This window comes from Sphingobium salicis subsp. salicis, from assembly GCF_049472635.1.
Lineage (GTDB): Bacteria > Pseudomonadota > Alphaproteobacteria > Sphingomonadales > Sphingomonadaceae > Sphingobium > Sphingobium yanoikuyae_A.
In genome coordinates, this window is sequence record NZ_JAYRCS010000001.1 from 1,921,434 (window position 1) to 1,948,380 (window position 26,947).

Annotated in this window: 27 protein-coding genes; 13 read left to right on the top strand and 14 right to left on the bottom strand. The window is 61.5% G+C overall.

Going from position 1 to position 26,947, the window contains the following annotated elements:
* Positions 1–25: 25 nt before the first annotated feature.
* From VHN57_RS09230 to VHN57_RS09255, 6 genes are all read right to left on the bottom strand, one after another.
* Positions 26–511 carry a hypothetical protein gene (locus tag VHN57_RS09230; RefSeq protein ID WP_063976795.1) on the bottom strand — a complete coding sequence of 162 codons (486 nt, stop codon included), beginning with the start codon at positions 509–511 and terminating at the stop codon, positions 26–28.
* Between the two features lie 4 nt (positions 512–515).
* Positions 516–2,357, bottom strand: a complete 1,842-nt coding sequence (locus tag VHN57_RS09235) for a site-specific integrase (protein WP_063976796.1) — start codon at positions 2,355–2,357, stop codon at positions 516–518.
* The gene (locus VHN57_RS09240; protein ID WP_063976797.1) at positions 2,354–4,102 is read right to left on the bottom strand and encodes a site-specific integrase; all 1,749 of its coding nucleotides are present in this window, start codon (positions 4,100–4,102) and stop codon (positions 2,354–2,356) included. Before VHN57_RS09240 ends, VHN57_RS09235 begins: the two co-directional genes overlap by 4 nt.
* Entirely contained in the window at positions 4,095–5,246 is a 1,152-nt protein-coding gene (locus VHN57_RS09245) for a tyrosine-type recombinase/integrase (RefSeq protein WP_063976798.1), read from the bottom strand. Before VHN57_RS09245 ends, VHN57_RS09240 begins: the two co-directional genes overlap by 8 nt.
* Positions 5,247–5,344: 98 nt before the next feature.
* A complete protein-coding gene (locus VHN57_RS09250; protein WP_423283676.1) occupies positions 5,345–5,899 on the bottom strand; it encodes a ParB/Srx family N-terminal domain-containing protein in 555 nt (184 codons plus the stop codon).
* Positions 5,900–5,931: 32 nt separating this feature from the next.
* A complete protein-coding gene (locus tag VHN57_RS09255) occupies positions 5,932–6,819 on the bottom strand; it encodes a DUF7146 domain-containing protein (protein WP_026109727.1) in 888 nt (295 codons plus the stop codon).
* 180 nt (positions 6,820–6,999) lie between these two features.
* Here VHN57_RS09255 and VHN57_RS09260 point away from each other — a divergent pair, with 180 nt between their 5' ends.
* The 5 genes from VHN57_RS09260 (at position 7,000) to VHN57_RS09280 (ending at position 9,763) form a co-directional block, all read left to right on the top strand.
* Complete coding sequence (locus VHN57_RS09260; protein WP_293921984.1) at positions 7,000–7,800, top strand: helix-turn-helix domain-containing protein; 801 nt, start codon at positions 7,000–7,002, stop codon at positions 7,798–7,800.
* Between the two features lie 62 nt (positions 7,801–7,862).
* Positions 7,863–8,213 carry a hypothetical protein gene (locus tag VHN57_RS09265; protein WP_017503688.1) on the top strand — a complete coding sequence of 117 codons (351 nt, stop codon included), beginning with the start codon at positions 7,863–7,865 and terminating at the stop codon, positions 8,211–8,213.
* A 65-nt stretch (positions 8,214–8,278) separates the two neighbouring features.
* A complete protein-coding gene (locus tag VHN57_RS09270) occupies positions 8,279–8,707 on the top strand; it encodes a hypothetical protein (RefSeq protein WP_017503687.1) in 429 nt (142 codons plus the stop codon).
* A gap of 32 nt (positions 8,708–8,739) precedes the next feature.
* Entirely contained in the window at positions 8,740–9,276 is a 537-nt protein-coding gene (locus tag VHN57_RS09275) for a JAB domain-containing protein (RefSeq protein WP_017503686.1), read from the top strand.
* 64 nt (positions 9,277–9,340) lie between these two features.
* Positions 9,341–9,763 carry a helix-turn-helix domain-containing protein gene (locus VHN57_RS09280; RefSeq protein ID WP_293921980.1) on the top strand — a complete coding sequence of 141 codons (423 nt, stop codon included), beginning with the start codon at positions 9,341–9,343 and terminating at the stop codon, positions 9,761–9,763.
* Positions 9,764–9,876: 113 nt separating this feature from the next.
* Here the strand turns inward: VHN57_RS09280 and VHN57_RS09285 are convergent, their stop codons facing one another.
* Genes VHN57_RS09285 through VHN57_RS09300 form a run of 4 tightly spaced genes read right to left on the bottom strand, consistent with a single transcriptional unit; the run spans position 9,877 to position 15,987 of the window.
* Entirely contained in the window at positions 9,877–13,089 is a 3,213-nt protein-coding gene (locus VHN57_RS09285; protein WP_017503115.1) for an error-prone DNA polymerase, read from the bottom strand.
* Positions 13,089–14,900, bottom strand: a complete 1,812-nt coding sequence (locus VHN57_RS09290; RefSeq protein WP_157228574.1) for a DUF6504 family protein — start codon at positions 14,898–14,900, stop codon at positions 13,089–13,091. Before VHN57_RS09290 ends, VHN57_RS09285 begins: the two co-directional genes overlap by 1 nt.
* Positions 14,815–15,576, bottom strand: coding sequence for an ImuA family protein (locus VHN57_RS09295; RefSeq protein WP_026109607.1), 762 nt, complete (start codon positions 15,574–15,576; stop codon positions 14,815–14,817). The genes VHN57_RS09290 and VHN57_RS09295 overlap by 86 nt, the downstream gene beginning before the upstream one ends.
* Positions 15,577–15,588: 12 nt before the next feature.
* Positions 15,589–15,987, bottom strand: a complete 399-nt coding sequence (locus VHN57_RS09300) for a hypothetical protein (RefSeq protein WP_157228575.1) — start codon at positions 15,985–15,987, stop codon at positions 15,589–15,591.
* A gap of 143 nt (positions 15,988–16,130) precedes the next feature.
* On the opposite strand from VHN57_RS09300, the gene VHN57_RS09305 reads away from it, so the two are divergent.
* Positions 16,131–16,292 (top strand): DUF6771 family protein, encoded by a 162-nt coding sequence (locus tag VHN57_RS09305; protein WP_375284378.1) that lies wholly within the window; start codon positions 16,131–16,133, stop codon positions 16,290–16,292.
* 1,353 nt (positions 16,293–17,645) lie between these two features.
* Here VHN57_RS09305 and VHN57_RS09310 read toward each other — a convergent pair.
* A complete protein-coding gene (locus VHN57_RS09310; RefSeq protein ID WP_157228576.1) occupies positions 17,646–18,023 on the bottom strand; it encodes a hypothetical protein in 378 nt (125 codons plus the stop codon).
* 77 nt (positions 18,024–18,100) lie between these two features.
* On the opposite strand from VHN57_RS09310, the gene VHN57_RS09315 reads away from it, so the two are divergent.
* Both VHN57_RS09315 and VHN57_RS09320 read left to right on the top strand, forming a co-directional pair.
* A protein-coding gene (locus tag VHN57_RS09315; RefSeq protein WP_312219538.1) for an IS5 family transposase occupies positions 18,101–18,861 on the top strand; the annotation gives its coding sequence in 2 pieces (ribosomal slippage) (positions 18,101–18,434 and positions 18,434–18,861; 762 coding nt in all).
* A 612-nt stretch (positions 18,862–19,473) separates the two neighbouring features.
* Entirely contained in the window at positions 19,474–19,728 is a 255-nt protein-coding gene (locus VHN57_RS09320; protein WP_017503124.1) for a hypothetical protein, read from the top strand.
* 445 nt (positions 19,729–20,173) lie between these two features.
* On the opposite strand, the gene VHN57_RS09325 is transcribed toward VHN57_RS09320, so the two are convergent.
* Positions 20,174–21,091: an NAD(P)H-hydrate dehydratase gene (locus VHN57_RS09325; RefSeq protein ID WP_017503125.1), complete on the bottom strand. Its 918-nt coding sequence runs from the start codon at positions 21,089–21,091 to the stop codon at positions 20,174–20,176.
* Positions 21,088–21,846, bottom strand: coding sequence for a histidine phosphatase family protein (locus VHN57_RS09330; protein ID WP_017503126.1), 759 nt, complete (start codon positions 21,844–21,846; stop codon positions 21,088–21,090). Before VHN57_RS09330 ends, VHN57_RS09325 begins: the two co-directional genes overlap by 4 nt.
* A 152-nt stretch (positions 21,847–21,998) precedes the next feature.
* Between VHN57_RS09330 and VHN57_RS09335 the strand changes: the two genes are divergently transcribed.
* The 5 genes from VHN57_RS09335 (at position 21,999) to VHN57_RS09355 (ending at position 24,981) form a co-directional block, all read left to right on the top strand.
* A complete protein-coding gene (locus tag VHN57_RS09335) occupies positions 21,999–22,208 on the top strand; it encodes a hypothetical protein (protein ID WP_081600971.1) in 210 nt (69 codons plus the stop codon).
* A gap of 123 nt (positions 22,209–22,331) precedes the next feature.
* Complete coding sequence (locus VHN57_RS09340) at positions 22,332–23,450, top strand: DUF3182 family protein (protein WP_017503711.1); 1,119 nt, start codon at positions 22,332–22,334, stop codon at positions 23,448–23,450.
* Complete coding sequence (locus VHN57_RS09345) at positions 23,447–24,241, top strand: alpha/beta hydrolase family protein (protein WP_026109732.1); 795 nt, start codon at positions 23,447–23,449, stop codon at positions 24,239–24,241. The genes VHN57_RS09340 and VHN57_RS09345 overlap by 4 nt, the downstream gene beginning before the upstream one ends.
* A gap of 99 nt (positions 24,242–24,340) precedes the next feature.
* Complete coding sequence (locus VHN57_RS09350) at positions 24,341–24,784, top strand: pyridoxamine 5'-phosphate oxidase family protein (RefSeq protein WP_026109733.1); 444 nt, start codon at positions 24,341–24,343, stop codon at positions 24,782–24,784.
* Positions 24,784–24,981: a hypothetical protein gene (locus VHN57_RS09355; RefSeq protein WP_017503714.1), complete on the top strand. Its 198-nt coding sequence runs from the start codon at positions 24,784–24,786 to the stop codon at positions 24,979–24,981. Before VHN57_RS09350 ends, VHN57_RS09355 begins: the two co-directional genes overlap by 1 nt.
* 49 nt (positions 24,982–25,030) lie before the next feature.
* On the opposite strand, the gene VHN57_RS09360 is transcribed toward VHN57_RS09355, so the two are convergent.
* Entirely contained in the window at positions 25,031–26,929 is a 1,899-nt protein-coding gene (locus tag VHN57_RS09360; RefSeq protein ID WP_313326191.1) for a glycoside hydrolase family 15 protein, read from the bottom strand.
* Positions 26,930–26,947 lie beyond the last annotated feature (18 nt).

The window sequence follows — 26,947 nt, forward strand, 5'->3', positions numbered from 1 at the left end:
CGAAGCATTTTTTGGCAGATATCCGTCAGTTTCTGGTCTTGTTGTCGGGTGACACTGTCCTTCGAGCTTTGGTGGTCGCTGGCACGGCGCGGAGCGCCGTGTCACGCTCGGCGATCAGCCGAGCGTTGTGACGTTGGTGGCGGTGCGCTTCCGCTTCGGCTGTGAGGGCGCGCTGCAACAGCAGCGCGTTCTCGCTAACCAGGCGACGCTGCTCTTGCTTCATGGTGCGGATGAGGCCGTGCAGTTCGTCGAGCTTGTCCTGCCAGGTCGTCACCGGCTTGATGGGATCGCCGAGGATGGCGTGAAGGTCGTCGATGATATCACGATGGTTGGTGTAGATCGTGTTGCGCGCGACCCCGGATTCGCGCGCGAGGGTCGCGACGGTGAGCGTATAGCCGCGCTGATGCAGCGGGTGGACCGGGCATCCTTTGCGCAGCCGTTCGAACGCAGCGTTGAGCCGGACCTGGGTCTGCTGGCGACGCTGTTCATGACGATCGGGTTTCCTGGGCATTGGATCATCCCTCATCGAGCTGGGTGAGGATACGGTCGCATTCGGCGACCCTGGCCTCAGCAAGCGCACGACTGCCGGCATCGAGCACCGGCTGTTCGAGCAGTTTCAGATTGCGGGCACGGCGCATTTCCCACACGGACCGATGTCGGGGCGTGACCGCGAAGTTGGCGCAGGTCGAGCAAGTGGTCTCGGTCCTGAGCACCGGATTGGGGCCGGCCTCGCCGCCGAAGCACGCCGAGGTTTCGGGGCGATAGACGCAGTAACCCCAGTCGCACACGCCGAGCCGCAGGTCGGTTTCCGCCATGAGGAAGTCCACATATGCCTGCACGTCGCCATTCCGGGTGCAGCCGCGGAACCGGGATCGTGCCGCAATGACGCGCCCGGCCTTGCCGCCGAGCGCGGTTGCGGTCAGCATCTCCTCCAGCGCCGCTCGCGTTTCCTCTTGGGCATGACGGTCGATCAACTCGTCGAGCTGGAAGTCGGTGCCGACGTAGCCGCTGTCGGTCATCGCGCGCGTCACATGGCCAAGATGTGCCTGGAGCGCGGCGAGCCCGGTGCGGTCGCGCTTGCCGACGAACCGCGCGAACGTCTTGCGGCCCTGATGGGTGTTGAGGTGCCAGGGCTTGCCCTCGTGGAGCGGCAGGCCGATGAACGGTGCGAACAGCAGATTGAGACGACGGATGATCGTATAAGTGGCCGGCAGGTCGATCTCGACGGCAGGACCGATGAGGCCGGTGCTCGATGTGATCAGGAACAACTCCTCGCGTCGCGACCGGCGCCGCAGCCCATCGGTCAGCTTCTCCATCACTGCGACCGCACGCACGACCGGCTCGGGCGCGATCCAGCGGTGGACGTCACCATGATAGCCGCGTGAGGTCTTGAAGATGCGGCCCGTAAGATAGGCGAACCGCTCGTCACCCGTAGCGGAAGGGTGACGTTCGATGCATCCGGCTTCCAGCCCAAGGATCTCCGAGAGACGGGCGCCGACCAGCCAGGCGATCGTCACGAAGCAGGCATCGTAGAGCCGGTCGGCAAGGTAGCGCACGGTCTTGGTGCTCGTCACCGGCGCCCGATGCCAGGGGGCCTCCTCGCCAGGCAGCACCTGGAACCGGAACGGCGCGATCGCGTCGATGACGCGGAAGCCGGCCTTGGTGGGAGAGAGCCCGGATGCGAGCGCCGCATCATAGGCCGCCTGCGCCTCGCCTTGCAGGGCGAGGATATCATCGGCCGCCGGTCCGATCAGCCGCAGCGCCGACGACAGTAACGGCACCGCGATCGCGTCGGGGGTATAAGGCAGCCAACCTCGATCACTCCTTTTGAACATGCCTGTCGTGCCCGGGAACGGATCACCGATGGCGACCGTCGAGTAGCGCGCGCCTTGGAGATAGATCAGGATGAGCAGGCTGCGATAATGATGGAGTGTGCCCGTCTTGAGCAGTTCGCCCTTCGGGTTTCGGCGCTCGGCCATCGCCGCCATGAACCGCTCGCTTGCGCCGCGATCAAGGTCGGCGAACCGGCGATAGCCCTGATCTGCCATCCAGCGGATGAGGAGGCGAAGCCCCTTGAACAGTCTCATGAGCGTGCCATCATGAACGTGCCTTCGCCCCGGCGGGGGATCGACCTTCGCGCTCCACAACAGGGTCTTTGCCGCCGCCAGCCAGAGCAGTAGCTCAGGATCGGTGAACCGCCCTGTTGCGACCGTAAAACCCCAGTCGAGCGAGTAGTCGCCCCGACTACAACCGGGCCGGATGCCGTCCAGGTGCCATATGTCGTCGCTGAAGCGCGAGCGCGACGATATCGCGATGTCGGGCGCGAACGCCGCCGCCTGGGCGAGCAACAGGGTCATTCCAGCACCGGCAAGGCAGGCAGCCCCGCCATGATCGCCCGCGCGGCATCGTGCAACTCGCCGGGGAAGTCGGGGAGGATATCGCCCGTGAGGATGCGATGGCTCTCGGCGTAGATCAGTGCCCAGCGCGTCGGATCGATCCGTGTCCGTGCTTCCTCCAGTACTGCGATCGCCTGGAGGATGCGCGCCAGATGCTCGGCATCCAGCGGGATCACCAGGCCCGGACAGCGCAGACACGCCCCGAGCCGAGAACAGGGCCTGCCCTGCCTGTCGCCACCGAGCAGATTGAGGCAGTCATGCCCGAACGGCACGCTCGCGGGCATTGCCGCCGGCGGCGCTTGAGAGACGGTATTTTCCCCCATCACCCATCCGATCATCAGCGCCTGCGCGCGGGCGATCGTCTCAGCCTGGATGCGCGCCGCCTCCGGCCCACGCACATAGCGTTCGGTCGTGTCGATGCGCGCATGGTTGAGTAGCGCCTGCGCCGCGATCAGATCGCCTTGGCTCGCGGTATAGACCTGGGTCGCCGCGCTGCCGCGCAGGAACGCCGCCGCAAAGTCGGGAAGCGGTTCGCGCCATCGTTCGGGTGCGGCCCGGTTCCAGATCGCGATCCGGTCATTGGCGCGGTCGATAAACTTCTTGATGCCTTTGCCCAGCGTGCTCATCGATACGAGGCGCACCGTGCCGAGCTTCTCGCTCTTCATCAGGAACAACAAGTCACGCTCCTGCACGCGGGCCTGGCTTGCAAGCGTCGCGGTCATGGCGATCAGCCGATCGATCAGATTGGGCGCCGCATAGGGTCGCCGACGGTCGAACGAACGGCGCTGCGCCCGCTTCACCTTCGCACCAGCACGCGGCTTGCCCCAGTCGATCATCACCCGATGCTCGTCGAGCGGATGCGAGCTCTGGCAGTCGCGTCGCAGACGCCGCAATGGGTCGGGATTACCGGCGGTCTGAACCGCGAGCCCGAGGAAGAAGGCCGGAAGATACTCCAGTGTCAGATGGAGATAACCGGACAGATGCCGCAGCCCGCCACGCGTGCTCAGCGTGGAGACGCCATAGGGGACCTTGCTCGCTGCCGTCACCACGCCATTGCCGACGCGCGCTATTGTGCGCACGAACCGGCACGTTCGCGCATCAACACCGGGCACCGCGCCGCGCGTGGCGAGGATGCGTTGCCCGGTCTCGAACCGGTCCCAGGCTTCGTCGATCTCCTCATAAGCTGCCTGAAGGATGCTTTTGAGCACCGCCTCGCTGAGCTTGGGTCGCGGCGTCGGCGACCGATTGGGCCAGGGATTGTAAGGGAAGTCGATCCGGCTCGGCAGACGATCAGGCGCGTGCCGCTTGGTCCAGTCGACCAGATAGCGCAGCACCGCCAGCGCATTGGCTTTCGAAGGTGCGGTCCAGCCCTTGCCATCCGGGCCTGGCTGTCGGTTGAGCCAGTCCATATAGCGCCCGACCAGTGTGGAGGTGAGGTCGGCCGCGCCAGCCACCGCATCCTCCTCTCGCGCGAACGTCGCGAACAGGCGCAGCGCACGATAGCAGCCGCGCTGCGTATCCGGGCTCGATCCAGCGTGATGCCCCCGGAACGCTTCGGCCAGCAGCACCGTCACATCACCCGGAAGCCCGAGCCTTCCCAGATCGAACCGCTTGTCCACCTCGCCCCAGGCGTCGCGGAACAGGACGATGGTATCACTCGCCTCCCGCGTCACCATGCGCCGGTTGATCGGTGCCCGCCTAGCCATCGTCGATCAGCGCGCCGTAAAGCCAGGCGATGCTCTCCTCCAGTTCGGCACCATGCATTTCCACGCAGCGCAGATAGATGGCAGTGCTGGCGATCGACCTGTGTCCGAGCAGCACCTGGACCACCTTGAGCGGGTTGATTTCCGGTGTCATGCGCGCCTGCCGCTGGAGCTGCGCCAGCATCGTCATCGCATAGCAGTGCCGCAGCCAATGGCCGGTCCCGACCACGCCGGCCGCCTTGAACGCCGCGCTCATCGCAGCCGTGAACCGGACTGGACTGACCGGCTTGCCCCGGCTCGTCAGGAAAAGCGCCGAAGGTGCATGCCATGATGGATCAGCGCGGCGCAGCCGCCGGATCAGCGGGCCGCGCACCTCATCGATGTAGCGATGCGTGGCGTCGAGCAACCGGATCGGCGGATAGACCGTGCGCGGATAGCCGCCCTTGGTGATGCTGAGCCCGATCCCGACCAGCGGATGCTCATCGGCATCCAGGTGGGCGATCTCCGGCACCTGGAACAGCTCCAGCGCGCAAAGCTCCTTGCGGCGCATTCCCGTCACCAGCGCCCAGCTTGCCATCAGATCGTAAGGCGACGCCAGCGCACTGAACAGCCGGCGAAGCTGATCGGCGCGCAGGGCGCGCGGCAGCCGCTCGGCCTCCGGGACGGTCAGCACATTGGCCGCGACGATGCCGGGACGCGCATCGAGATGCGCGAGCATCGACTGCCGCCGATGCGACACACGCACGTCGATGTAATGGAACGGCAGCTCCACGATCCAGCTCCGCTGATGCGCCCAGCCATAAAAGCGGCAGACTGTGCGGACCCGATCGTTGATCGTCGAGCGCCCATAGGGCCGCTTCGTGTGCGGGCTCGGGCGTTCCAGCATCCGGTTGCGCCACGCCGCTATCTCGCGTTCGCCAACCGCGTCCCAGGCGATCCGGGATTGCTCCAGGCTATCGAGCCAGTCGTGTAGATGTTCGCTATAGGTGCGGATCGTCTCGGCCGCGTGGCTGCGGCCCGGGATGGTCGCCAGTTCGTGCAGATACGCGAACGCAGGCTCGATAATCGCCATCCCATCATCGACGATGACCGGGAAGTGCGCCGGGATGTCGCCATAGCCCGGCAACGCTCTGATGATACGCGCCATCTGTCCTCCGTGGCGCGTCGTGCGCGCCCGATAGCAGGACAGCCTATTGCCGTTCAGAGCCCATGATTACGCTCAAAAGGACAGTTTCTGCCCCATGCTTAAATGTGCGGCGCGCTCAGGCGCGCCGATAAACCCAAGGGCGTCCGTGTGACGGACTCGTCGCCCCCGATCGCAAGCGGGACAATACCACAACCGCCGCGCAAGTGCTTGTTCCAGGCCGCCCTCCGCCAGCTCTTCGGGTAAGCGCTGCGGGCGGCCTGGAACAAGCACACCATTCTCTTATTCTTTCTATCGAAGGACAATCTGGACACATGACCTAACATGTTGAGCCGATTGAAATTTTCAACAAGGCTGATTTCTGCCGCATCGTTCCGATTGCTCAGCAGCTTCACCGTCACCGGGTAATCGGCCGGCAGCTTGCCCTCATCGATCAGTGCCTTGAGCTGCGTGAGACGGCGACCGCCGGCGGTGATCTGATATTCGCCCTTCTTGCGCGCCACCGGCAGGCCAATGAGGTTCTGGATGATGCCGCGTGCGAGGATGCTGGCCTTGAGTTCGCTATCGGCCACGGGGTCAGTCCGCTTGCGGACATTGGAAGGAGCGATCGAGAGCTTGGAAGCGGGAACCTGAATGTCGGGCAGTGCCTGGGACATGAGCTTTCTCCTGTTCGCGGGCGCCCTGACCATCAGGCCGCATTCCGCTCCCATCCCAACCTCACTTTCCCTCCTGCCCGCAGCATGTCGTTCCAGTCGTTGAATGGCGCTGCCGGCCAAAGGACAATGATCTCGCGTTCCGGAAGTGCGTAGCTCTGCAAAGCTTTGGTTACGGCCCGCCTGCCCGCATCGTCGTTATCGGCGAGGAGGATCAGGCGCTTGATGCGGCACGGTATCTCGATCCGATCGAATCGCTCGGCGCCAAGGCTCGCCCAAACCGGGATGGAGAGAAGCAAGGACGCGGATAGGGCATTTTCCACGCCTTCTGCCAGACCCAGCGTATCCATCGGTTCGAACAACTGCACGGCATCTCGATATAGCGGACCGAGCGCGCGCTTTGTCCGGCTGAGCAAAGCCGGCCGACCATTGGGCTGCAGAAATATCCGTTGGACAGCTGCCAGTCGGCGCGGTTGCCCGACAGCGACAAGCAATGCGGGCAACCGTCGAACCGCTCGACCTCGACCTAAGGGTGTGGCCGGGTGGTAGCGCATGAGATCATGGATCGCCGGAATTGACCGCTTGCGCAGATAGCGCTCCGCCGGAGTGCCGCTGACAGGTCGTCCTTCGCGCCAGAGACGAGCGGCATATCGCCGCATGTCGGTGGCAGGCTGGAGGCGCTCGAACTTTCGGCTCTCCCCACCTGGCACATCGAGCTTTTCGCGCCTGAGTGCGGCCAGAATTTCGGTAATTGTGCAGCCGGCAAAACATTTGAACAGGAGGCCGGTCCGACCGCACCGTACGGACAGGCTCGGCGTGCGATCCTCGTGAGCCGGGCATTGGCACATGCCCCACCCGTTGGACCAGACGCCCCCGAGTCGCCGGACAATGTGCTCTCCGGCTGCAGCCATGTCAGCGCTCATGGCAAACTCCGCGAGTCAGATGCCATAATGCTCGCATCAGCGGGATTGCGATGCCGAGGAATGCGCCAACCGCAGGGGCGTGATCGCTTTAAACTTACAACATGCTTTCGCCCGAGCCAGTGCTCCTGCGAGAGGATGGTTTCGAGACAACTCGACAGACCAGCGGCCAAAGGGCTGCACATGGGGGAAATCCTGAGGTTAAAAGAAGCCGACCTCTCCCCTCTTCCTTTTCTCCTGTTCGTTCCCAGACGGTACGCCAATGGCTCTATGCCATTCGATATAAGAGCGTTGCTTTTGCGTGTCAGTTTGATGACACTCATAGCTTATCGAAACGGATCGGCCACCTCGCCTGGCTCTCCCGGCTATGGTCGCCGACGCATGCAAGGGTCGGGTCGCACCGTGACAAGCAACATTTTGCCTCCCGAGCTGGAGAAATATCGCGCCGCCGTCGAGTCGCTGAGCGATCGTCAGCGTGAATGTCTAGCGCTTGTTGCGCGAGGGATGATTTCCAAGCGAATCGGACCCAAGCTAGGCATCATGCCCGGCACGGTCGACAAACATGTTGATAAAGCTCGGGTTGCGCTGAATGGGATGAGTCGCGCTGATGCAGCGCAGATCGTGCTGGCCTTCGAAACCGGCCGCGAAATTCAATTTGTCGATACCTATTTTTTACCACCCCCCGAATCGCTGGTAATTTCCTCCAAGGTCGAGAGAGCGGCAACTATCCCTGCTGATCACGAAGCGGATGGGCATCCGGATGATGATGGGCAGCTTGTTGAGGAACAGGGAAGCTATTCGCTCGAACGCCTCACAACCTCCCTCGTCGACTGGGTCCCGCTCCGCTCAGGCAGGAGACCGAGTAATGACCTGAACCAATCAAAAGCCATCGTTACCGTAGCGGCATTGGGCGCCTTGGGGCTCCTGCTTGCCGGCTCGGCCATATCGCTTCTTACGGTCATGGACAGTTTCGCCCACCCGTAAGGCACCATCCGACAATCAATTTCATGAACCATGCATTCCTGTGGAATGCGGGAGGAGACATCATGCCCAGACAACGTCAGATTATCGCCCATTCGATCGCGCAGCGGATGCACGCTGCGGAGGAAGCTATCGACCTTGCGGCGGCTCGCATCGCCGAACTCAATGCCGCCCTTCCCCTCGCCCGTCTCGAAGGGCGCCTGGACGCAGCGATCGGGCAGGACGCATTCCAGTCCTCCGCCTCGGCCATCATGCTGGTTGCCAAGACGCGGGCAGAGCTCGTCGCGACCCATGACCAGCTCAAGCGCGTGAGTGACGACATCGGTCTTGGCGAGCAGGCCTATGGCGATGTCTTCAAGGTCGCAACTGGCCAAAGCCAGCAGCCGGCGGTACCGAACCATCTCCGCGCCGCCTGAGCGACGATCGTCAAGCGCTTGACTGGGAACGACACTTCCGTTTCGAAGTCGATATGACCAGACAAATGATGTTCGTCGGACTTTTGGTCGTGAGCTCGATTTATGGGTTCGCAAAGGGTGGCCGGCCCGAGCAGATCGGGGCGGCAACCTTTGTGAGCGGCGTCATCGCCAGCATTGCGCTCGCCCATCCCATTGCCTTCCGGTTCCAGGGTGTCGAGCACGGCATGCTCTTTGTCGACACGGCCATGCTGGGTATTTTCTTATGGCTTTCTTTCAAAAGCACGCGATTTTGGCCGCTTTGGGTTTCGGGAATGCTGGTAGCCGAACTTTCGATCCACATCATGCGCGTGGCTGTGCCGGCTGTGGTGCCAAAAGCCTATATGGATGCCGTGGCGCTCTGGAGCTGGATTGCCCAGATCATTCTGATTGCCGCGACCTGGCGACACCAGCAACGGCTGGCCCGGCTGGGTGTCGACAAATCCTGGAAGACCTGATCGGTCTGGGAGCGCCCGATCGCGCGAGAGAATTGTCTGACCGGCTTCTCGAACGATTTGGGTCCTTTCCCGAGGCCCTCAACGCTACGGAGGGGGAGCGCGTCAAAGCTGTTGGTGGCGATGATCTGGAGGGGCTGTTTTCATCGGTTCGAACGGCTATCCACCACGTCCTGCGAGATCGCCTTCCACGTGGAGCCGTGCTGGCCGATGAGCCCGCCGTCCTTGATTATCTGAGAGGCGCGATGGCGTTTGCCCCGCAAGAGCAGCTTCGGGTACTCTATCTCAACGCAGGCAATGAGCTTCTATGCGACGAGGTAGCCAGCATCGGCTCCGTTTCCGCTGTCCATATTTACCCGCGCGAAGTGCTCAAGCGCTGTCTTGAGCTCGGCGCGACCGCCATCATCGTTGCGCATAATCATCCATCTGGTCGTCTTGTAGCCTCCCGGAGTGACAGGATCATGACCCGCAAGCTCGTCGAGGCCGCCACAGCGCTGGGTGTCGCGGTGCACGATCATATTCTTATCGCCCGGGAGGGCAGCCTGAGCTTTCGTAGAAAAGGATTTTTGTAGGCAGGCGCCGCAGCGATCGGCCCGGCCGAGCACGCGCAGCGCCCTTAGCAAAGGGAGAAAGACAATGCCGTATCAAGTCGTTGCTCGCATGGATGCCTGTCGCAAGCTGGTGACGATGCGTAAAGCTCTTGGTGACACGCTGGGCTATCGCTATTGCGCCAGTCCCGTCTGGGACATGCTTCTGGAACTCTATATTGCCGAGAGGGAGGAGAGGGTCGTCTATCTCTGGTCGCTCTGCAGTTTCGCAAATGTCCCGTTCCCCACAGCATGTCGCAAGGTGTACGAAATGGAGAAGATCGGTCTGGTCCTTTGCAACGCGACCGATCGGGACCGACGCGGAATTAAGGTTAGCCTGACCGAGAAGGGGCAAGGGGTCGTCGAGTCGCTTCTGGACCGGCTCGCCGAGATTTACCAAACCAACACGGGAATGCGCGCCGACATTCCCGCGCTTGTCAGCGCGGACAAGCGCACCAGAAACGCCAACTGATTATGTGCAGGTGACGGTCGCGCCCGCCCGTTGGCATCTGGCTTGAGAGTCCACTTCGGCCAGATCCACCGAATTCCAAGAGGCAGCCGCAAGCCCTCCACGCAATGATCTGTTCAGTGAAAATTGCGCGATTGAAGCCGCAAACAAGGTGCATCATCTCTCGCTGCCCGCTTCGACAAGTCTGCTTCACCATCGCTGGCGGCGCAAGTGGCGGCAGACAGCTTGGCTTCACCGATCGATCTGAGAAGAGGGGTATAGTCGATCACGCGATCTATGATGATGTGCGTGACAATCCCCTCGCGCTGCAACCGCCCACGCAACCCGACCATTGCTGATGCCAAGACCGTCCGCCGCTGCGCCTCAAACCGGTCCGGCCACAATATGCCATTCGCGATCCCGGTTTCATCTTCGATCGTGATGAACAGAACACCTTTAGCCGACCCCGGCTTCTGCCGCACAAGGATGACCCCCGCCACCTCGACATGCTGCCCGTCCTTCACCTGATCGAGTTCGGCTGCAGACTTGACCCCGCGCCGTCGCAAATCCTCGCGCAGAAACGCAAGCGGATGCGCCCGAAGCGAAAGCTGAATGGTCCGATAATCTTCGACCACCTCCCTTCCCTCGCTGAGCGGCTCCAGCGTCACCATGGGCTCGTCCCCTTCCGGACCGAACCGCCCTTCCCGCGCGTCGGCAGCCGCAAAGAGTGGCAGGGGTTTGTCGCCCAGCCCCTTCACGCGCCAAAGCGCCTGCCTTCGATCATGGGCAAGGGCGTGGAATGCATCCGCATCCGCCAGCCGCTCGATGGCGGCCGGCGGCACCCCTGCCCGTCGCCAAACGCCTTCGACGCTATCGAAGGGCGCGTCCCCTCGCGCCGACACGATCATGGCGCCGTGCAGGTTGGAAAGCCCACGTGCCATACGCAGCCCCAGCCGGACGGCGAGGTATCGCCCGCGTGTTGGCTCCAGCGTGCAATCCCAACGGCTGCGGTTGATGCAGGGCGGCCGCACCTCCACGCCATGGGCACGGGCGTCCCGCACGATCTGCGCAGGCGCGTAAAAGCCCATGGGCTGCGCGTTCAACAGAGCCGCGCAGAAGATATCGGGATGGTGGCACTTCATCCAGCTCGACGCATAGGCGATCTTGGCAAAGCTCGCCGCATGGCTTTCGGGAAAGCCATAGGACCCGAAGCCCTCAATCTGCTTGAAGGTGCGCTCGGCAAAGTCGCGCGGATAGCCGCGCCCCACCATGCCCTCGACCAGCTTGTCGTAAAAATGGCTGACGCCGCCGGTAAACTTGAACGTCGCCATAGCGCGGCGCAGCTGGTCGGCCTCAGCGGCCGTGAACCCGGCACCGACAATGGCCACCTTCATCGCCTGCTCCTGGAACAGCGGCACACCCAGCGTCTTCTGCAGCACGGCGCGCAACTCCTCGCGCGGATATTCCGGCTTCTCCTTGCCCTCGCGCCGCCGCAGATAGGGGTGCACCATGTCGCCCTGGATCGGCCCGGGCCGAACGATCGCCACCTCGATCACAAGATCGTAGAATTTCTCCGGCTTGATCCGCGGCAGCATTGACATCTGCGCACGGCTCTCGATCTGGAAGACTCCGAGCGTGTCCGCGCGCTGGATCATGGCATAAACGGCCGGATCATCTCGCTGGAGTGTTGGCGACGCCATGGTCATGGCGACGCCGCGATGCTCCGCCAGCAGCGCAAAGGCCCGGCGCATACAGCCCAGCATGCCCAGACCCAAAATATCGACCTTCATGAACTTCAGCGCATCGATGTCATCTTTATCCCACTCGATGACCTGCCGGTCCTCCATGGCTGCAGGTTCGATCGGCACTAGCTCATCCAGCCGGTCCGAGGTCAGGACAAAGCCGCCAGGATGCTGCGAGAGGTGGCGCGGTGTGCCGATCAGTTCACGCGACAGCTCCAGCGTCAGGGCAAGACGCGGATCGCTGGTGTCGAGATTGAGTTCGCTTGCCTGATCGTCGCGCACGCCTTCGAGCGACCATCCCCACACGAGCCCCGCGAGCGCCCCGGTCATGTCCTCGGGCAAACCCAGCGCCTTGCCGACCTCGCGCACCGCGCCGCGGGCGCGATAGCGCGTTACCACCGCCGTCAGAGCGGCGCGGGTGCGGCCATAGGTCTCATAGATCCACTGGATGATCTCCTCCCGCCGCTCATGTTCGAAATCGACGTCGATGTCGGGCGGTTCCTTGCGCTCGCCCGACACGAACCGTTCGAAAAGCAATTCATGCTTGATGGGATCGATCGAGGTGATGCCCAGCACGAAGCAGACGCAGCTGTTCGCCGCCGATCCCCGCCCCTGGCAGAGAATGCCCCGCCTTCGCGCTTCAGCGACGATGCTGTTCACGGTCAGAAAATAGGGGGCATAGCTCAACTTTTCGATCAGCCCGAGCTCATGGGCAAGCTGATCGGCATAGGCTTTGGGCACGCCATCGGGAAACATGCGGGCCGATGCCGCCCCCGTCAGCCGCTCCAGCAATTGCTGCGGCGTTTCGCCCGGACTTGCTTCCTGCGGATATTGATAGCGAAGCTGATCGAGGTCGAAGGTGCAGGCATGCGCGATGTCGGCCGTTGCTGCCAGCGCATCGGGATAGGCGGCAAAGCGCCGGGCCATTTCCGCGCCGGACTTGAGCTGCCGATCGGCATAGCGCTCGCGCTTGAACCCCAGCGCATCGACGGTGCAATGGTGACGGATCGCGGTCACAACATCCTGCAACAGCTCGCGATCATTGCTGTGATAGAGGATGTCACCCAGCACCACCGATCGCACATGATGCGATCGCGCCTGCGCATTGAGACCATGAATCCGGATCGCATCGTCCGGCCTTCGGCGCAGCGACAGCCCAAGATAGGCGCGATCGCCAAATGTAAGGTTTAAACGGCAGAGCGCTCGTGCATTGGCGTCGTCGGGCAGATCGGGAACAAGGATGGCGATCAACCCCTCGTGCCATTGTTCGACATCCTCCCAATGCAGCTCGCAGGCCCCCTTCCCTGCTCGCGCCTTGCCAACGGACAGCAGGCGGGTCAGCCGCGACCAGGCGGCCTTGTCGGTTGGATAGACCAGCAGGCTGGTGCCACAGGCAAGATCCAGCCGACAGCCGGGGATCAGACGGACGCCGGTTTCCTTGGCCGCTTGCCAGGCGCGCACGATCCCGGCTACCGAATTGCGATCGACGACGCCCAGTGCCGGTATCTTGAGCCAGGCGGCCTGAGCGAACAGTTCGTCAGGGGAGGACACGCCACGCAGGAAGGAGAAATGCGTGGTGACCTGAAGTTCGACATAATCCTCGCTCATCATCCGAACACACCATGGATGTGCCAGGAGAGATCGCCCGACCGCAGATTTTCGCCATCGCCGCGCCGGAACACCCAGAAACGCTCGCCCCGCTCATTCTCCACCCGGAAATAATCGCGCACGGCATAGCTCTCGCCGCGCCGACGCCACCATTCTCCACGAATACGCTCCGGTCCATCTGCCCGCACCACGACATGGGCGACCCCGCGCCAGACGAAGCGGCGTGGCGGCTGGTCGGGAAGCTCGGCCATGACATGGTCGATCCGCTCTGGCCGCCGCAGAATGCGGGCGGGCCGTGGCCATAAGGTCGGCCAGGGCATAGCGTCAGCCAGTGGCGCGATGCGCCCAACGCCGCGCTCGGGTACATCACTCTCGCGCATGGTCGGACGGTAAATGGCCCCCTGCCCCAGCCGAGCAACGATCTGATCGACGAGGAGTGCGATATCCGCCGCTTCGCCCGTCCCCAGATCGGCGTCGATCGCCGTGGGCGCCAGGGATTCGCTGCGCAACGCGAGCAGCCGCATGCGTTCGATGCCGAAGCCTGGATCGATGGTCTCGATCTTCATCGCGAGCAGCCGCAGCATATGGCCGATGTCGCGCGTGCCGCGCGCGGTCCCGACCGTGACGATCTGTTCTTCCTTGTCCACCCGCTCGCAAACAAGACGCAGAAGCCGCACGCCAAGCCCCAGTTCGCGCAATGTCCGCGCCAGATCATCGGCAAGGTCGGCCATGACCCGCGCGATCGTCTCAGCCGAGCCAATGGGTTCGGCAAAGATCCGCAGCACCTGCGGCAGTTCGAATGGGACAATGCCGACGAGCGGCTCGCCAACCCGCCCGATTGCCTGGTCGAGCCGGTGAAGCAGACTGGCCCCAAAACGGCGGCCGAGCGGCGCGCGCGGCATGGCGATGAGATCGGCGATGCGCTCGATCCCGAGGCGCTGGGCGGCGCTGCGCTGGCGGTCATCGAGCCGCAGTGCCGCTACCGGCAAGCTGCTGATCGCTTCCAGTTCCCCATGCACGTCGCAGATCGCAATGCGCTCTTTGCCATAGCGGGCGAGCGCATGGGCAGCGCCCGCCGTGCCCGCTATAGCGATGCGCGCGTCCAACCCGATCCGACGGCAAAAGCCGATGATCCGCCGCGCCATCGCCTGCTCGCCTCCGAAGAGATGGGCAACGCCGGTCAGGTCCATGAGCAGCCCGTCAGGCGCGTTGACCTGTGCGGTCGGCGTCCAGCGCCGCACGGCGAACAGCGCGAGCCGTTCCAGCTCCCGCACATCTCCCACCGGGTCAGCGTCGCGCGTATCGAGGCCGGGCACCATGGCTTTAGCCTGGGTGAGCGGCATGCCGGAAAAGAGACCAAGGCTTGCAGCTTGCGCGTCGAGTGCGGCGATCACCATGCGCTGCTTGTGAAGGATGCTGGTGACCAGCGGCGATGCGTCTGGCTGCGCATGTCCAAGGGGCTTCAGATTTGGCGCTGCCGCTTGCTTGCCCGATTTGAACGGATTGTCGGCCGCCTCCGAGCGGCGACCGAGTTCACGCGGCGAGGGACGTTGATGCGCAGGCAGGCTATCGATTTGTTCCTCGCGCGTGCCCATCGCGGCGCCCGCCCCGGCAGTCTGCGCCCAGCGCGCGCCAGGACGCCACCCGCCGCCACGTGGGCAGGAGCAGGACGAGCCGTCTTCCTCTTCGAGCGGAAGGACGGGCAGTTGGAGCGCAGATATCCGTTCAGGCGGCCTGCCGGTCCTCGCCTCGTTTCGGCGCAGCCGATCGACGGCGAGGCTCGGCAGGAACAGCGAGGCGACCCGTCGCATCGCAGCCCTCCAGTAGCCAGTTATCAGGATCCCCGCCGCGCTGGCGCACCAGTGACACCTGCCAGCGCGAGCGACCGACGCCAGATACCGGCAAGGGATCGGACGGCGCACAGCCGATGCGCCAGCGCGTCAGCGCAGAGGAAGGTTGGCCCAGCGGATCTTGCGCGGACCGTCGCCAGCGCCGCAGCAGCAGGGCCGTGGTGTTTCCCTCCTCAGCCGCCAGTTGCAGGCGACGCGTGGCGGTCATGCCGATGCGGGTAACCTCGCATACCACGGCTGCCAGTGCGCCATGGCGCAGCGCCTCTTCCATTACGGCAAGAGCGTGGTCGTCCTTGCCGGCTTCGACCTGGATCAGCCGGGTCGCCGGTACACCGGCGCAGGCAAGGCCGGGCGCGAACAGGTCGGGCTGGGACATGATCCAGAGAATATCGCCTTCCGACGCTCTGGCCGCGATGCCCGCAGTGAAGAGGGTGGCGGCGGCGTCATCGCCCAGCGCGCCGGTGTCGCCGGCAATCTCGTGCAGCGCGGCGCGCACCAGCCCGCCTGCTGCCAGGCGGTCATCGACGGCGGCAATACCGAAGGGCAGGCACGGCACATCGGCCCGCGAAACCGGCGCTATAGCCTGGATTTCGGCAATAAGGGCTTGCAGCCTTTCCGGGCGCGGGACAGTCGGCATGATGGATGAGACTCACGTGTTCTCTATATGTTCCTCTGATACTGTCACGGAGTCAATTGATCGAGATTTCAGTGGCGCATGTGCCTGATGCGCGTCACAAAAATCTGGTCCGCCAAAAAGCGGCCCGCCGTCCTCAACTGGACGGGCATTTTGGCCTTCATCATCTGAGCCGCGCCACTGAACGGTAAATCTCCGCTCGATGGCTGCGGCAATTCGCTCGACGATATCGAGGCGCGCGCCGCGGGAACGGGCAAAATTGCGATCGGACAGAGCCCGGCGCAGCCAAAGTGGTGCCATCGAAAGTGCGATGGAAATATCGACGCGAAGCTGATGCGCGCGCCCCAGCCGCTCACGGCCCTCGGGCACGTGAAGGTCATCGGCTAAAGGGCGATCTGGCTCATCTGATTCCATGATCGACGCCTAGAACATATCAAGAACGCAACGTGCAAGAGGCGCTGCGAGTTATCCACAGATAATTGGAGAGATGCCGTGTGACCGCCCGCTATTGCGCCAATACGCATTGACGCTCATAGGCGATGACCATGGACGACCATATGAAAGCGATCATCGAACGGACGGTCGAGCGCGCGCCCCAATGGCTGCGCAATGATCTTGGCGGCAAGGATGCGAATGCCCGCCGCAGCGCTGAAGAGACGCTTGCGGCTATGATCGCCAACGCACTGAACGAAGGGGCCGGCGAAAAACCGACGACCTGATTTCTGAGAGGAACCTGATCAGTCACCACCGTCAGCTTGAATATCCACGCTCGGCCTCTCGGTTGAGTGTGCCACCCTTCCCCCCTTTGGCTGGCAACTCCCTGAACCTTGGCCCCGTGTTTTAGTTTGCTCCGGCGGCGTTTTATTTCGCCTGCGAGACAGAACAGAGCTTCGGATGTAGCACGCCGACGACCAGTATCTACCAATCCGTGGTGCTGACATGGGAAGATCGGCTGACCCGTGCAGGGCGCGTTCGAGCGACACGTGCCGAGTGCCGGTTGGGATGGTTGGCGGCTAGACGGATTTTATCATGAACTTCAATACGGGACTTTCCTCAACATAGCCTGGCGCAAGCCATCCAATCGGGTTCAAAAGCCGAGGATGGACCTCCAATTTCCGCACAGAACTTCTCCTGAAGCATCGAATTGGCGCGGTCCTGACGGACACGGCTCCATCTCCACTACGCTTCGACCAAGCCACCTTCAGTGTCCTGTCCCATTCGGGCAACGATCCCCGCGCGAGGTGCGCCAGGTGGCGCGGCCCTTCCCACATCCTCGATGCTGACGAAATCCGCAGCTGTGTTCGTTTCCACTGAGAATTGACCCGGGTAGGGCGTAAATTTCCATTGAGAATTGACCCATGCTCAACTCGTCCCTGGCTTTGACAAGCGAAGATATATGGAGTGATGGACATGGCTAGTGAGCGTTATCCGGCGCCGACATTTTGGCGATCATGTGCCGATCCGGGAGATAGCGCGCCGCACCCCACTATTACCAAGCGCGTCCCGTGCGCGGTCAAAATCAGCGGGCGTATTTGGGGTCAAGTCGTCCGCGAAATACCTCATATGCGATAACGACGAACCACCTTCGCCTGCCCTCCGACATGAAATCATGGACCGCTTCGACAGTCCGCCCGAACCGTTGGATCATTTGTCCTATGTCGTCGATTACGTTGGCATCCCGCTGCTAATCGCCCCCCCCAGCAGACGATAGCGCTGACATTGGCGTGGAGCGTCCCCTCCCCCTCTATCCCAACATGATCCTTCGCCTTGTGCGGTCCTTCACCATGTCGCTAGACGCATGTTGAAGAGCATGTACCTGCGCCGTCGAGCAGACGATCAGTTGGGAAGATGGCGCGCGCTTCTTCCCCGATTTCCATCGTCCAGAAATACTCCGGAACGCGAACGATTTTCCGCATGGGGATGGAAGCGATCAGCGACACAATCCTGATCTGAGACATACCCCGTTGGGGTTATTCGCTGCGCTGCAAAATGTGCTATCCGATTCGCGCGACCCGACGGTTTGTCTTCACGATCGATCGTTCACTGGCCCCGTCCGAAATGGCGGGGCCATTTTAGTTGATCGTTGGTCGCGTGAGACTGAAGTCTTCAGCGGCGATCAGCATCAGAAAACTTCCATCGACTTGGACCAGGGCGCCCCGCGCGAAGGCCTTCTGGGCCGCATCGGCGATCCATCCGATCATCCCGCCGAAAGCTATCAGCACTTCATCATCCGCAGCTTTGGTTGCCGCTAGCATTTCGCCTTCAGACAAAATGAGCATCCCTGAGAGGCCCTCGAACGTCGCCGGGATCCGCATCTCGCCATCGGCCACTTCACCGGCAGCCCAATCGACCTGGAGTGTATCGCTGTCCATCCGTGGAGAATGACGCGCGCGTAGGGCGCCATCAAGATATATATAGAGAGAAGCTTTTGCGGCGCGAAGCTTCACCAATCTAGGCTCAGGACCTATTAAATCGCTTGCGGTGATAGCGAAGGGTTGATTCAATGACGGCGTGAGGAGACGTCGTGATGAGTGACCTGCTCTGGTTGTCGGAAGCGCAGATGCGCCGGATCGAGCCATATTTTCCGCTATCGCACGGGGTGCCACGGGTGGACGACCGTCGGATCATCAGCGGGATCATCTTCGTGATCAGGACCGGCCTGCGGTGGCGCGATGCGCCTGCCGATTATGGCCCGCCGAAGACGATCTACAACCGCTTCATCCGGTGGAGCCGGCTCGGCGTGTTCAACAAGATCTTCGCGGCCCTCGCGGCGAAGGGCGGCAAGCCCGACCAGTTGATGATAGATGCAACCCACCTGAAAGCACACCGGACGGCGGCAAGCCTGCTCAAAAAGGGGATGTTCCCAGACGTATCGGACGCACCAAGGGCGGCCTGAACTCGAAGCTCCACACCGTCTGCGACGGCAAGGGCCGGCCGCTGGTCATGCTGCTGAGCGAGGGCCAGATGAGCGACTACAAGGGCGCTGCCCTGATGCTCGACGCCTTGCCTCCCGCCAAAGCCTTGCTCGGCGATCGAGGCTATGACGCCGACTGGTTCCGCAAGGCGCTTGCGGAGCGCAACATCACCGCCTGTATTCCCTCAAAGAAGAACCGGAAGGTGCCAATCCCGCACGACGCTGCGCTCTATCGTCAGCGCCACAAGATCGAAAACATGTTCTGCAAGCTCAAGGACTGGCGGCGCATCCACACCCGATACGACCGTTGCGCCCACACCTTCATGTCCGCCATCTGTATCGCCGCCGCCGTCATCTTCTGGCTCAATCAATGAGTCCTGAGCCTAGGTAGCGCCTCGCCACCCCCCGTGTTCCATCGTCGAACTCTTGCGCTCCCCCGTAATCGGCAGCCAGGCGCTCCTTCAGCAAAGTCGAGGATCGAAGCGCCGCCTCGTCACAGCTGAACGCAAAGCGTTCTCCATTGCTCCGCATGACACTCATCGCAACGGCTATTGGCCTGCTCTTGAACGCGATCATAATCGATAATGCAGTCTTACAGTTTGCAATTGCCATGATGTCTGCGACCCTGATCTATGAACTTGCCTACGCTTGGCGATGCGCTTGGAAGCGGGAGGCGGCCGCTCGCTACAGGTTTGAAGAGATTGAAGCGGCCAGCATAAGCTCAGAAACGTCTGGCCCAGGCCGTTGAGCCTTGGATTTCATATTCAAATGCCGAAAATGGGCTTCTTACCGGCCGCCGGCAATCTCGCACCGACGAAACAGCCAACAAGAGTGTCTCCACGAAATTTATCTGAAAGGCGAACAGATCTCGCGGCCGTGAGTTGAAAGGATAGTTATTCACTGGGCCGGAAGTTGGCAAGCGGCTGTCCTGAACCGACAAACGGCGATGACGGATATTTTTCCTACTATCACTACTAGGGAATGATATGACGGAAGAAGAACTTCATGCGCTAAGATTTCAGGCTCTCGTCACGACCAAGCTGGCGCAGACAACGCTGGAGTTCGTCATCAACATGGCAAGATTGCAGGGCTTGTCGCTTGACCTGGAAGGGGCCGCTCAGGCCCACCTGAACTGCGAGGTCGATCAGAGCCTAGACCCGGCAAGTTTTGCGATCGAGCGCGATGCACGAACGGCGGTCGCGGAGATGCTATTGGCTTTCGCACGAAAGGCCGGGAATTAGTCCAAAAGCCTGATAGAATGTTGCTAGCGGCGTGGCGCGCGCCGCTTGCGACCCTTTGTCGTGATTTAGCGCCCAATTTTTCGGTCCTAGGTGCGGTCGGTCCGCGAAAGGGCAAGTCGCGACCCTTCTGAGACACTCAGAGATCAAATGCTGATCCCTAGGTGCAGAAGGTCCGCTATCGCGGCAGGTGTCGATCAACTCACTCCATTCCCCTCTATCAAGATGGACGGGAGCTTTTTGTAGCGGTGCAGACGTTTGTGTCTGCCACAGATTTCAATCAGCAGCGGATCGGGGCCCTCGCAAAGTCAGGAAGTCGCTTGCCAGCAGCACCAGTACTCGATCCGGGGCAATAGGGGACGCGACGCCCACGGTCGGGAGAATCACGGAAATCCATGTTTCATGCATCTGCGGATCGATTGCTCACGCAGGCAAAAATGGACGGCAGCTAGGGTAGGACATCCTCACCAGAACCCTGAGTTCGCATGGTCTTCTCAATGAGAGCAGGAATGAGCGGTAAAAGCTCGCGTGCCAGAAAGCCGACCTCACCGATTGTCTCTGCAAGGATGTTGCCGGCTTTCCCATGGATCCAAGCACCCCAGGCGGCAGCCTGAAATGCAGTCGCACCTCGAGAAGCAAGACCCCCTATGAGTCCAGCCAGCACATCGCCGGAGCCTCCCGTACCAAGCCCGACGCAGCCCCCCTCATAAATGAGACATCGGCCGTCAGGTTGGGCCAGATAACTAATATCTCCCTTGAGGAGTATGACGGCGCTCCATCGCGCTGCCATTTCAACCGCTATCGCTGCTGGCCTCGCCTTGATCTCTTCGATCGGCAGGCCGCTCAGCGCCGCCATCTCTCCATGGTGAGGCGTGAAAATCGCATCCTTGCTTACTCGCCACCGTGATGGGCCGAAATGACGCAATGAAACCAAGGCTGCAGCGTCGAGAATGAGACTGCCAGGGAAATCGAGGCTATCGAAAAGACTGGCGACAAATGCCCGCGCCGCCTTCCCCGTGCTCATGCCTGGTCCCAGGATGATCGTGTCGCACGCCGTGATTCGATCCTTCAATATTTCCGCTGCTGCGGGGGCGATTTCTCCGTCTTCGTCGGCGGGCAGCGCGATCATGGCTGCCTCCGGGACGAGCACGCCCAGCGACATTGCCGAAGATAGCACGGTCGCCATCTGCAGCTTTCCCGCACCTGCGCGTAGCGCGGCTTCGCCGGTAAGGCGAAGCGCACCGGGCACGAACTCGGCCCCTCCAACCACCAGGACGCGGCCGCGACTATTCTTGTCGGCGCCTTGCGCGATCGCCGGCAGCGGATGTCGCTTCAGCCACGCCTCGTCGAGCTGTCGGCAACTCATCCGCGTACACCCGCTATGGCATCGGGCGCGCGGGTCACGGGCGTGTCGTCCTGCTCGACCGGGGCTGTCACATTGTATCGACCAAGCAATAGCCCTCCATCCTTGCCCTTCTCCGCGTTGAATGCATATTCGGTGATGGCGCAGTTGGCGACATCGCCTTCACGGTCGACCTCCAATATCTCGGCCTCGGTCATGCCTTCGATGATGTATCGCAAGCACAGCACCACTACCTGATGGGTGAAGATCATCACATGCCGGTCCGCATGATGAAGCGCGATCGTATCCATGACGGAGCGCAGTCGCAGAATGACATCGCACCAGCTCTCGCCCCCTGGAGGGCGATGATAGAATTTGCCTAGCAGCCTGCGAAATTCTGCTTGCTGCGGCTCGATGCTGCTTACCCCCATAGATGTCAGCCCATCGAGGATGCCGAATTCCTTTTCCCGCAGCCTCTCGTCAAAGCAGATGGGCACATTGCCTGCGCAACCTCCGGCCTGACGAAATAGATCTGCGGTCTCGCAGGCGCGCCGATAGGGAGATGCAAGGAGAACATCCGGACGCTCATGCGGTGCCTCGCCGGCATACCAGCGTCCCAGCGCTCCAGCCTGGTCGCGGCCCAACTCGCTCAGGGGCACGTCAGCATCTCGCTCGGACAAATCTATGCGGTCGACATTGGCCTGCATGGCGGCATCCCGCGCGACATTGCCAGCGCTCTGGCCATGCCGAACGATCGTCAGTTTCCTCGGCCAATGCATCTGCTTCACCGCTTTTCTCCTTTTTGAAAGAAATGGATGGGCTGGCCAAATGATCCCATTTTCGCGTGCGGGAGATGAAGCGCGATCAAGGATATTTCGCTTCTCCGTTGAGTTCACCAATATGAGAGGCCCATATTAGCCGGGAATCACGCATGCGTGATGATGTCGAAGCGCTGACACTCATGGCGGAGGAAATTTCGCTGCTCCGCGACCTTTCCACGCAGGATAAAAGCGATCCAAGCTGGATCCTGGTACGAGCCTGCGCAGACCATATGTGTGAGATTTTGGATCATTTTGCGGGCGACCAGGGGCATTTAAGTGGCGAGATGCCTTGGTGGCGCCTATTTCGGAAAAGGCCCTGACACTGCCCTGACCCAGAGCCGCAGATCAGGGAAGCCTGGTTTGCAAGGTCAGGGATATAATGTCCGAGCCTGGGGTTGTTGCAGGACTGCCGCTTGGCGGCCCCTCCAAGTCCGTGAGGCCCAATGGCTCGCTCGCATCAGACCCATTTTGTGAAGATCCATCCCACCCAATCCATTGCTTTGAACAATGAACATGACAAGGCCTCACGGAGCGAACTTGCCCGCAGGATTGCCCGGCTCGGCGAGACAAGATTTGTCGATCATGACATGCCGGGTGACCAACAGCTATCAAGCGGCAAGCCGGACACACTCTTCATTCCGACCGGCACGGTCGATCTCTCAACGGCAAGAAAACTGGGCATCCAGGCTGAGAGCCAGATCTACGGTGGCGTCGTGCCGTTTCCCTTTGTCGGGAGCAAGGTCATCACGCATCCGGCCTTCGGGGACGACCCTGCAATTCCCGCCGGATGGCGCGCTGAACTGGGCTTAGCTCTTGCTCCTCACGTTCTTTCGGGCTGGTCGGCCTTTACTTTCGATGCGGTTCGCGATGCCGCTCTTGATATGCTCGGGCGTACGGCGACCCGTCTGAAGGAGGTCGAGGCCACTGCCGGACTAGGCCAGTTCGTCGCGACGTCGGTCAAGGATTTGGACGAAGCGATGGCCCAGCTCGACGAGGCTGCCATTTCGAAGCATGGCGTGGTGATCGAGGAGAATCTTGATGACGTTGTCACCTACAGCGTCGGCACGACGCGCCTTTTTGGCGAGGCGATTTCCTATTGGGGCACGCAGCGGCTCACCACCAACAACAGTGGCGCGACTGTCTATGGCGGCTCCACTCTTCATGTCGTGAGGGGCGGTCTGGAACGGCTTGTGAGCCTGGGTCTGGCTGACGAACTGCAGCAGGGGGTCGATAAGGCGATCGCCTATGACGCTATCGTCTCACGATTCTATCCGGATTTGCTGGCGTCTCGCCGCAATTACGATGTCGCCGCAGGCGTCAATTCCTACGGCGAACGCCGCATCGGCGTGCTCGAGCAGAGTTGGCGTGCCGGCGGCGCGAGCGGCGCGGAGATCGCAGCGTTCGAAGCCCTGGCGCGTGATCCCGGCCGATCGGCTGTGACGTGCATGACGATGGAGATTTATGGCGAGGTAGACGCTGCTCCGGACGGCAGCATTATCTATTATAGCGGGGTAGATCCCGTGGCAGGACCGATGACAAAATATGCGATGGAGCTGGAATGACAGGTAGTCAGCTATCCTTTGACGTCGAGGGCGAGAGCCTGGAAGCAACCTTATTGTCGCCCGACAAGCTGGTCCCTGGCATTCTTTTCATCCACGGATGGGGCGGTTCGCGCGAACAAGACATGGTGCGAGCCGAAGAGATCGCGCAATTGGGCTGTATCTGCTTCACCTTCGACCTGCGAGGCCATGCCAAACATGCCGAAGAGCGCAATGTCGTGACCCGGTCGCACGGTCTTGCAGATGTGACGGCGGCTTATGATTATCTCGTCAAGCAGGACCAGGTCGATCCGTCGGCGATTGCGGTCGTTGGCACCAGCTATGGTGGCTATCTTGCGGCATTGCTGACTGCGGCTCGCCCGGTCAACTGGTTGGCGCTTCGTGTTCCTGCGCTCTATCCTGACGAACATTGGAATGTGCCCAAAGCGAAGCTCGACCGCAATCTCATCAATGCCTATCGGGCGCGCTTTCGAACGGGCCGGGAAGACAAGGCTCTGGCCGCTTGCGAGCACTTTGCCGGCGACGTTCTGATCGTTGAATCGGAACATGACGATTATGTGCCGCACGCGACCATCAGCTCCTATATGTCGGCGTTCCACAACAGCAATTCGCTGAGCTATCGTATTCTAAAAGGCGCTGATCATTCGCTGCGGGATGAAGCTGGCCGACGGGCCTACAATCAATTGCTGCTCACCTGGATAGAGGAGATGGTCCGGGGCGGCCGCCGCCCGTCGTCGGACGCCCAGGCAGAGGCTCAACTTCCATCGCAGGCGAGGAAGCTCGCACAAAGCTGATCCTGTCCCAGCGGATGCGTTCTTACAGCGGCGCTTCACTGTGGGGTGGCCGTTATTCCTGTTCGTGCGTTGATGCCGCAACAATAGAAGGAGACGGCCATGTCCATGTCGCTCGAAGATCTGTCGCGCAAGATGAAGGAGATCGATTTCGCGATGCTGGCCATGCATACGGGCGGTGGCGCGATCGGATCGCGTCCGATGAGCAATAATCGTGAGGTCGATTATGACGGTAGCGCCTGGTTTTTCACGGAAGAGACCACGCTCATGGTGTCGGATATCAAGGCCGATCCGGCAGTAAATCTAAGCTATCAGGGCAAATCAGGCTTGTTGGGACAACGCCCCTTCTGTCTGGCGGTGGAAGGGACAGCCATGCTCATCCGCGACAAGGACCAGTTTGAAGCGCATTGGACGAAAGGCCTGGAACGGTGGTGGCCGCAGGGTCCGCAGACGCCTGGCCTCGTCCTGATCCAGGTGATTGGCGAGCGCGCGCATTATTGGGATGGCGAAGAGGAAGGCGAGCTATCGCTGGAGGGCGCTCACTGATGGTATCGGATGAGAAGCCCTCGCCGCGCCGGCTCGCGAAGGCCGGTGCAGTCTTTTGCGGCGTGATCATTGCCCTGTTCATCATCATATTCGTCGCGAGGAATGTCTGGCATGGCGAGGAACTTGAGCGGGATCAGGCCACTGGCAACAACGTCGCGACCGAGCATACCGGCCCATCCTATAACCAGCAGCCTTGAACCGGACAGCTTTCAAAGGAGCCTGGAAGCTGGCCCTGTTCGCTGGAGCCTAGCCTCTGCTAGCCTCCAGCGACATGAGAGCCTGAATAATAGCCAGATGGGTCAGTCCTTGCGGCATGTTGCCCAGATATTGGCCTGACACAGGGTCGATCATTTCAGGATATACGCCAGCTGTGGGCGCCAGTCCCTCAATCGCTTCGGCAAATGCCCTGGACGCCGCTTCAGGCTGGTCGAGTAGAATTTTGGCCTCGACCATCCAGAAGGTGCAGGCGAGGAAGCAGCCTTCTTCTTTCTCTGCTCCCGAATAGCGATAATGATAGGGTCCAAAGCCGAGCTCCCGATCGATCGCCTCGACCGTTCGACGCAGGCGATCCCGTCCATCGAATCCAAAGCGCACAGCAAGGGCGAGGGATGCATCGAGGCGATCCGAGCCTGGATAGAAACTATAGGCGCCCAGGCTCTCGGACCAGCAATGTTCCGTTATCCAGGCCTCGATCCTGTCTCGTTCGCGTGACCAGCGATCGCGGCAAGTCGTCGGCAATTGTCCTGCGTCAGCCAGCTCGACGGCGCGGGCCAGAGCCTGCCAGCAACTGATTTTCGACATGGTATAATGCTGCTCCTGGGCAAGCTCCCAGATGCCGCTATCCTTCTGGCGCCAGATGTCCGCACATTGATCGGCAAGATGGGCCAATATCTCTGCGCTGCGCGCGTCCAGAATATTGCCATGGTCTACGAAGCATGCCGCGGTCTCGAAGATATCGCCATAAATTCCATGCTGCCGCTGATCCGTGGCGCGGTTTCCAGCAACAACCGGCTGTGAACGGCGATAGCCGGGCAGGTCGACTGTCCGGACGTCTGAAGCTGCGCCGCCCCAGATCGAATAGCAGACGCGCGGCCCCACTTCCTCGATTTGCTTGAGCAACCAGGTCAGAGCAGCCTTAGCCTCCGCCTGGGCACCAACGCGCAGGAAGGCGTTGATGGTATAGCCTGCGTCGCGGACCCAGGCGAAGCGATAGTCGTAATTTTTCGGTCCGCCAATCCGTTCAGGAAGAGAGGTGGTCGCCGCTGCTGCGATCGCTCCACTGGGCGAAAAGAGCAGGAGTTTGAGGGCCAGGGCACTTCTGACCAATGCCTCCCGACATGGTCCGTCACATTGGACCGTCTTCGCCCATGTGCGCCATTCGTCATCCGAGCCATCGATCCGGGCATCTATTTCGTCAAGCGAAGGCGCAACCAGCGGCTCGTCTTCGCCCGCCACGATCGCGAGCAGCTCCCTCCGGCCCGCCTCGATCGTCAAACTTGCGGTCGCCCCACTATCGCCCAGATGCTCGATGATCACGCCCGATCCCCGCAGAAAGAGACCCAGCACGCCGCCGACATGGAAAACATCATGGCCACCGACTTTCTGCATATAGGGCGAAGCGGTTCCCGCCCGATGGCCAAGCCTCAACGCGATGTCGAAATGTACCGAGCCTTCCAGCCCCTCGATACGTCGCGCCAATTCGCACCAGGGCAAGCGCCCCGCAGAACCGCTGTTGAGCGTTTCGACCATTCGCGCCTTACCGCCAGCGGTCGTGAATATAGTCTCGAGGACATTACTCTCTGGACGATATGCCCGCTCGACCTCGAACGCTTCACGAGGCGTGATGGCGAAATAACCGCCCTCCTGCGGGTCAACCAACTTGTCGAACAGGGGCGGAGAATCGAGATTGGGGACACACCACCAGTCGAGCGACCCATCGCTACCGCTCAGGGCCACCGTCCGGCCATCGCCCAGGGCCCCATAATGTTCGAGATGGAGGTAGTTTTCCGCGTCGCGCCGGGGGCGAGCGTTGTCGAGCCGGATTATGTTGATAGCGACGATTCCCTTTAACTGATTGCAGGGGAGAACGCACGAGAGGCGGCCTGTTTTCCTGATCCAGATCAGAACTATGAATAAGATTGCCATCCTGCTGAGCCGGTGTGG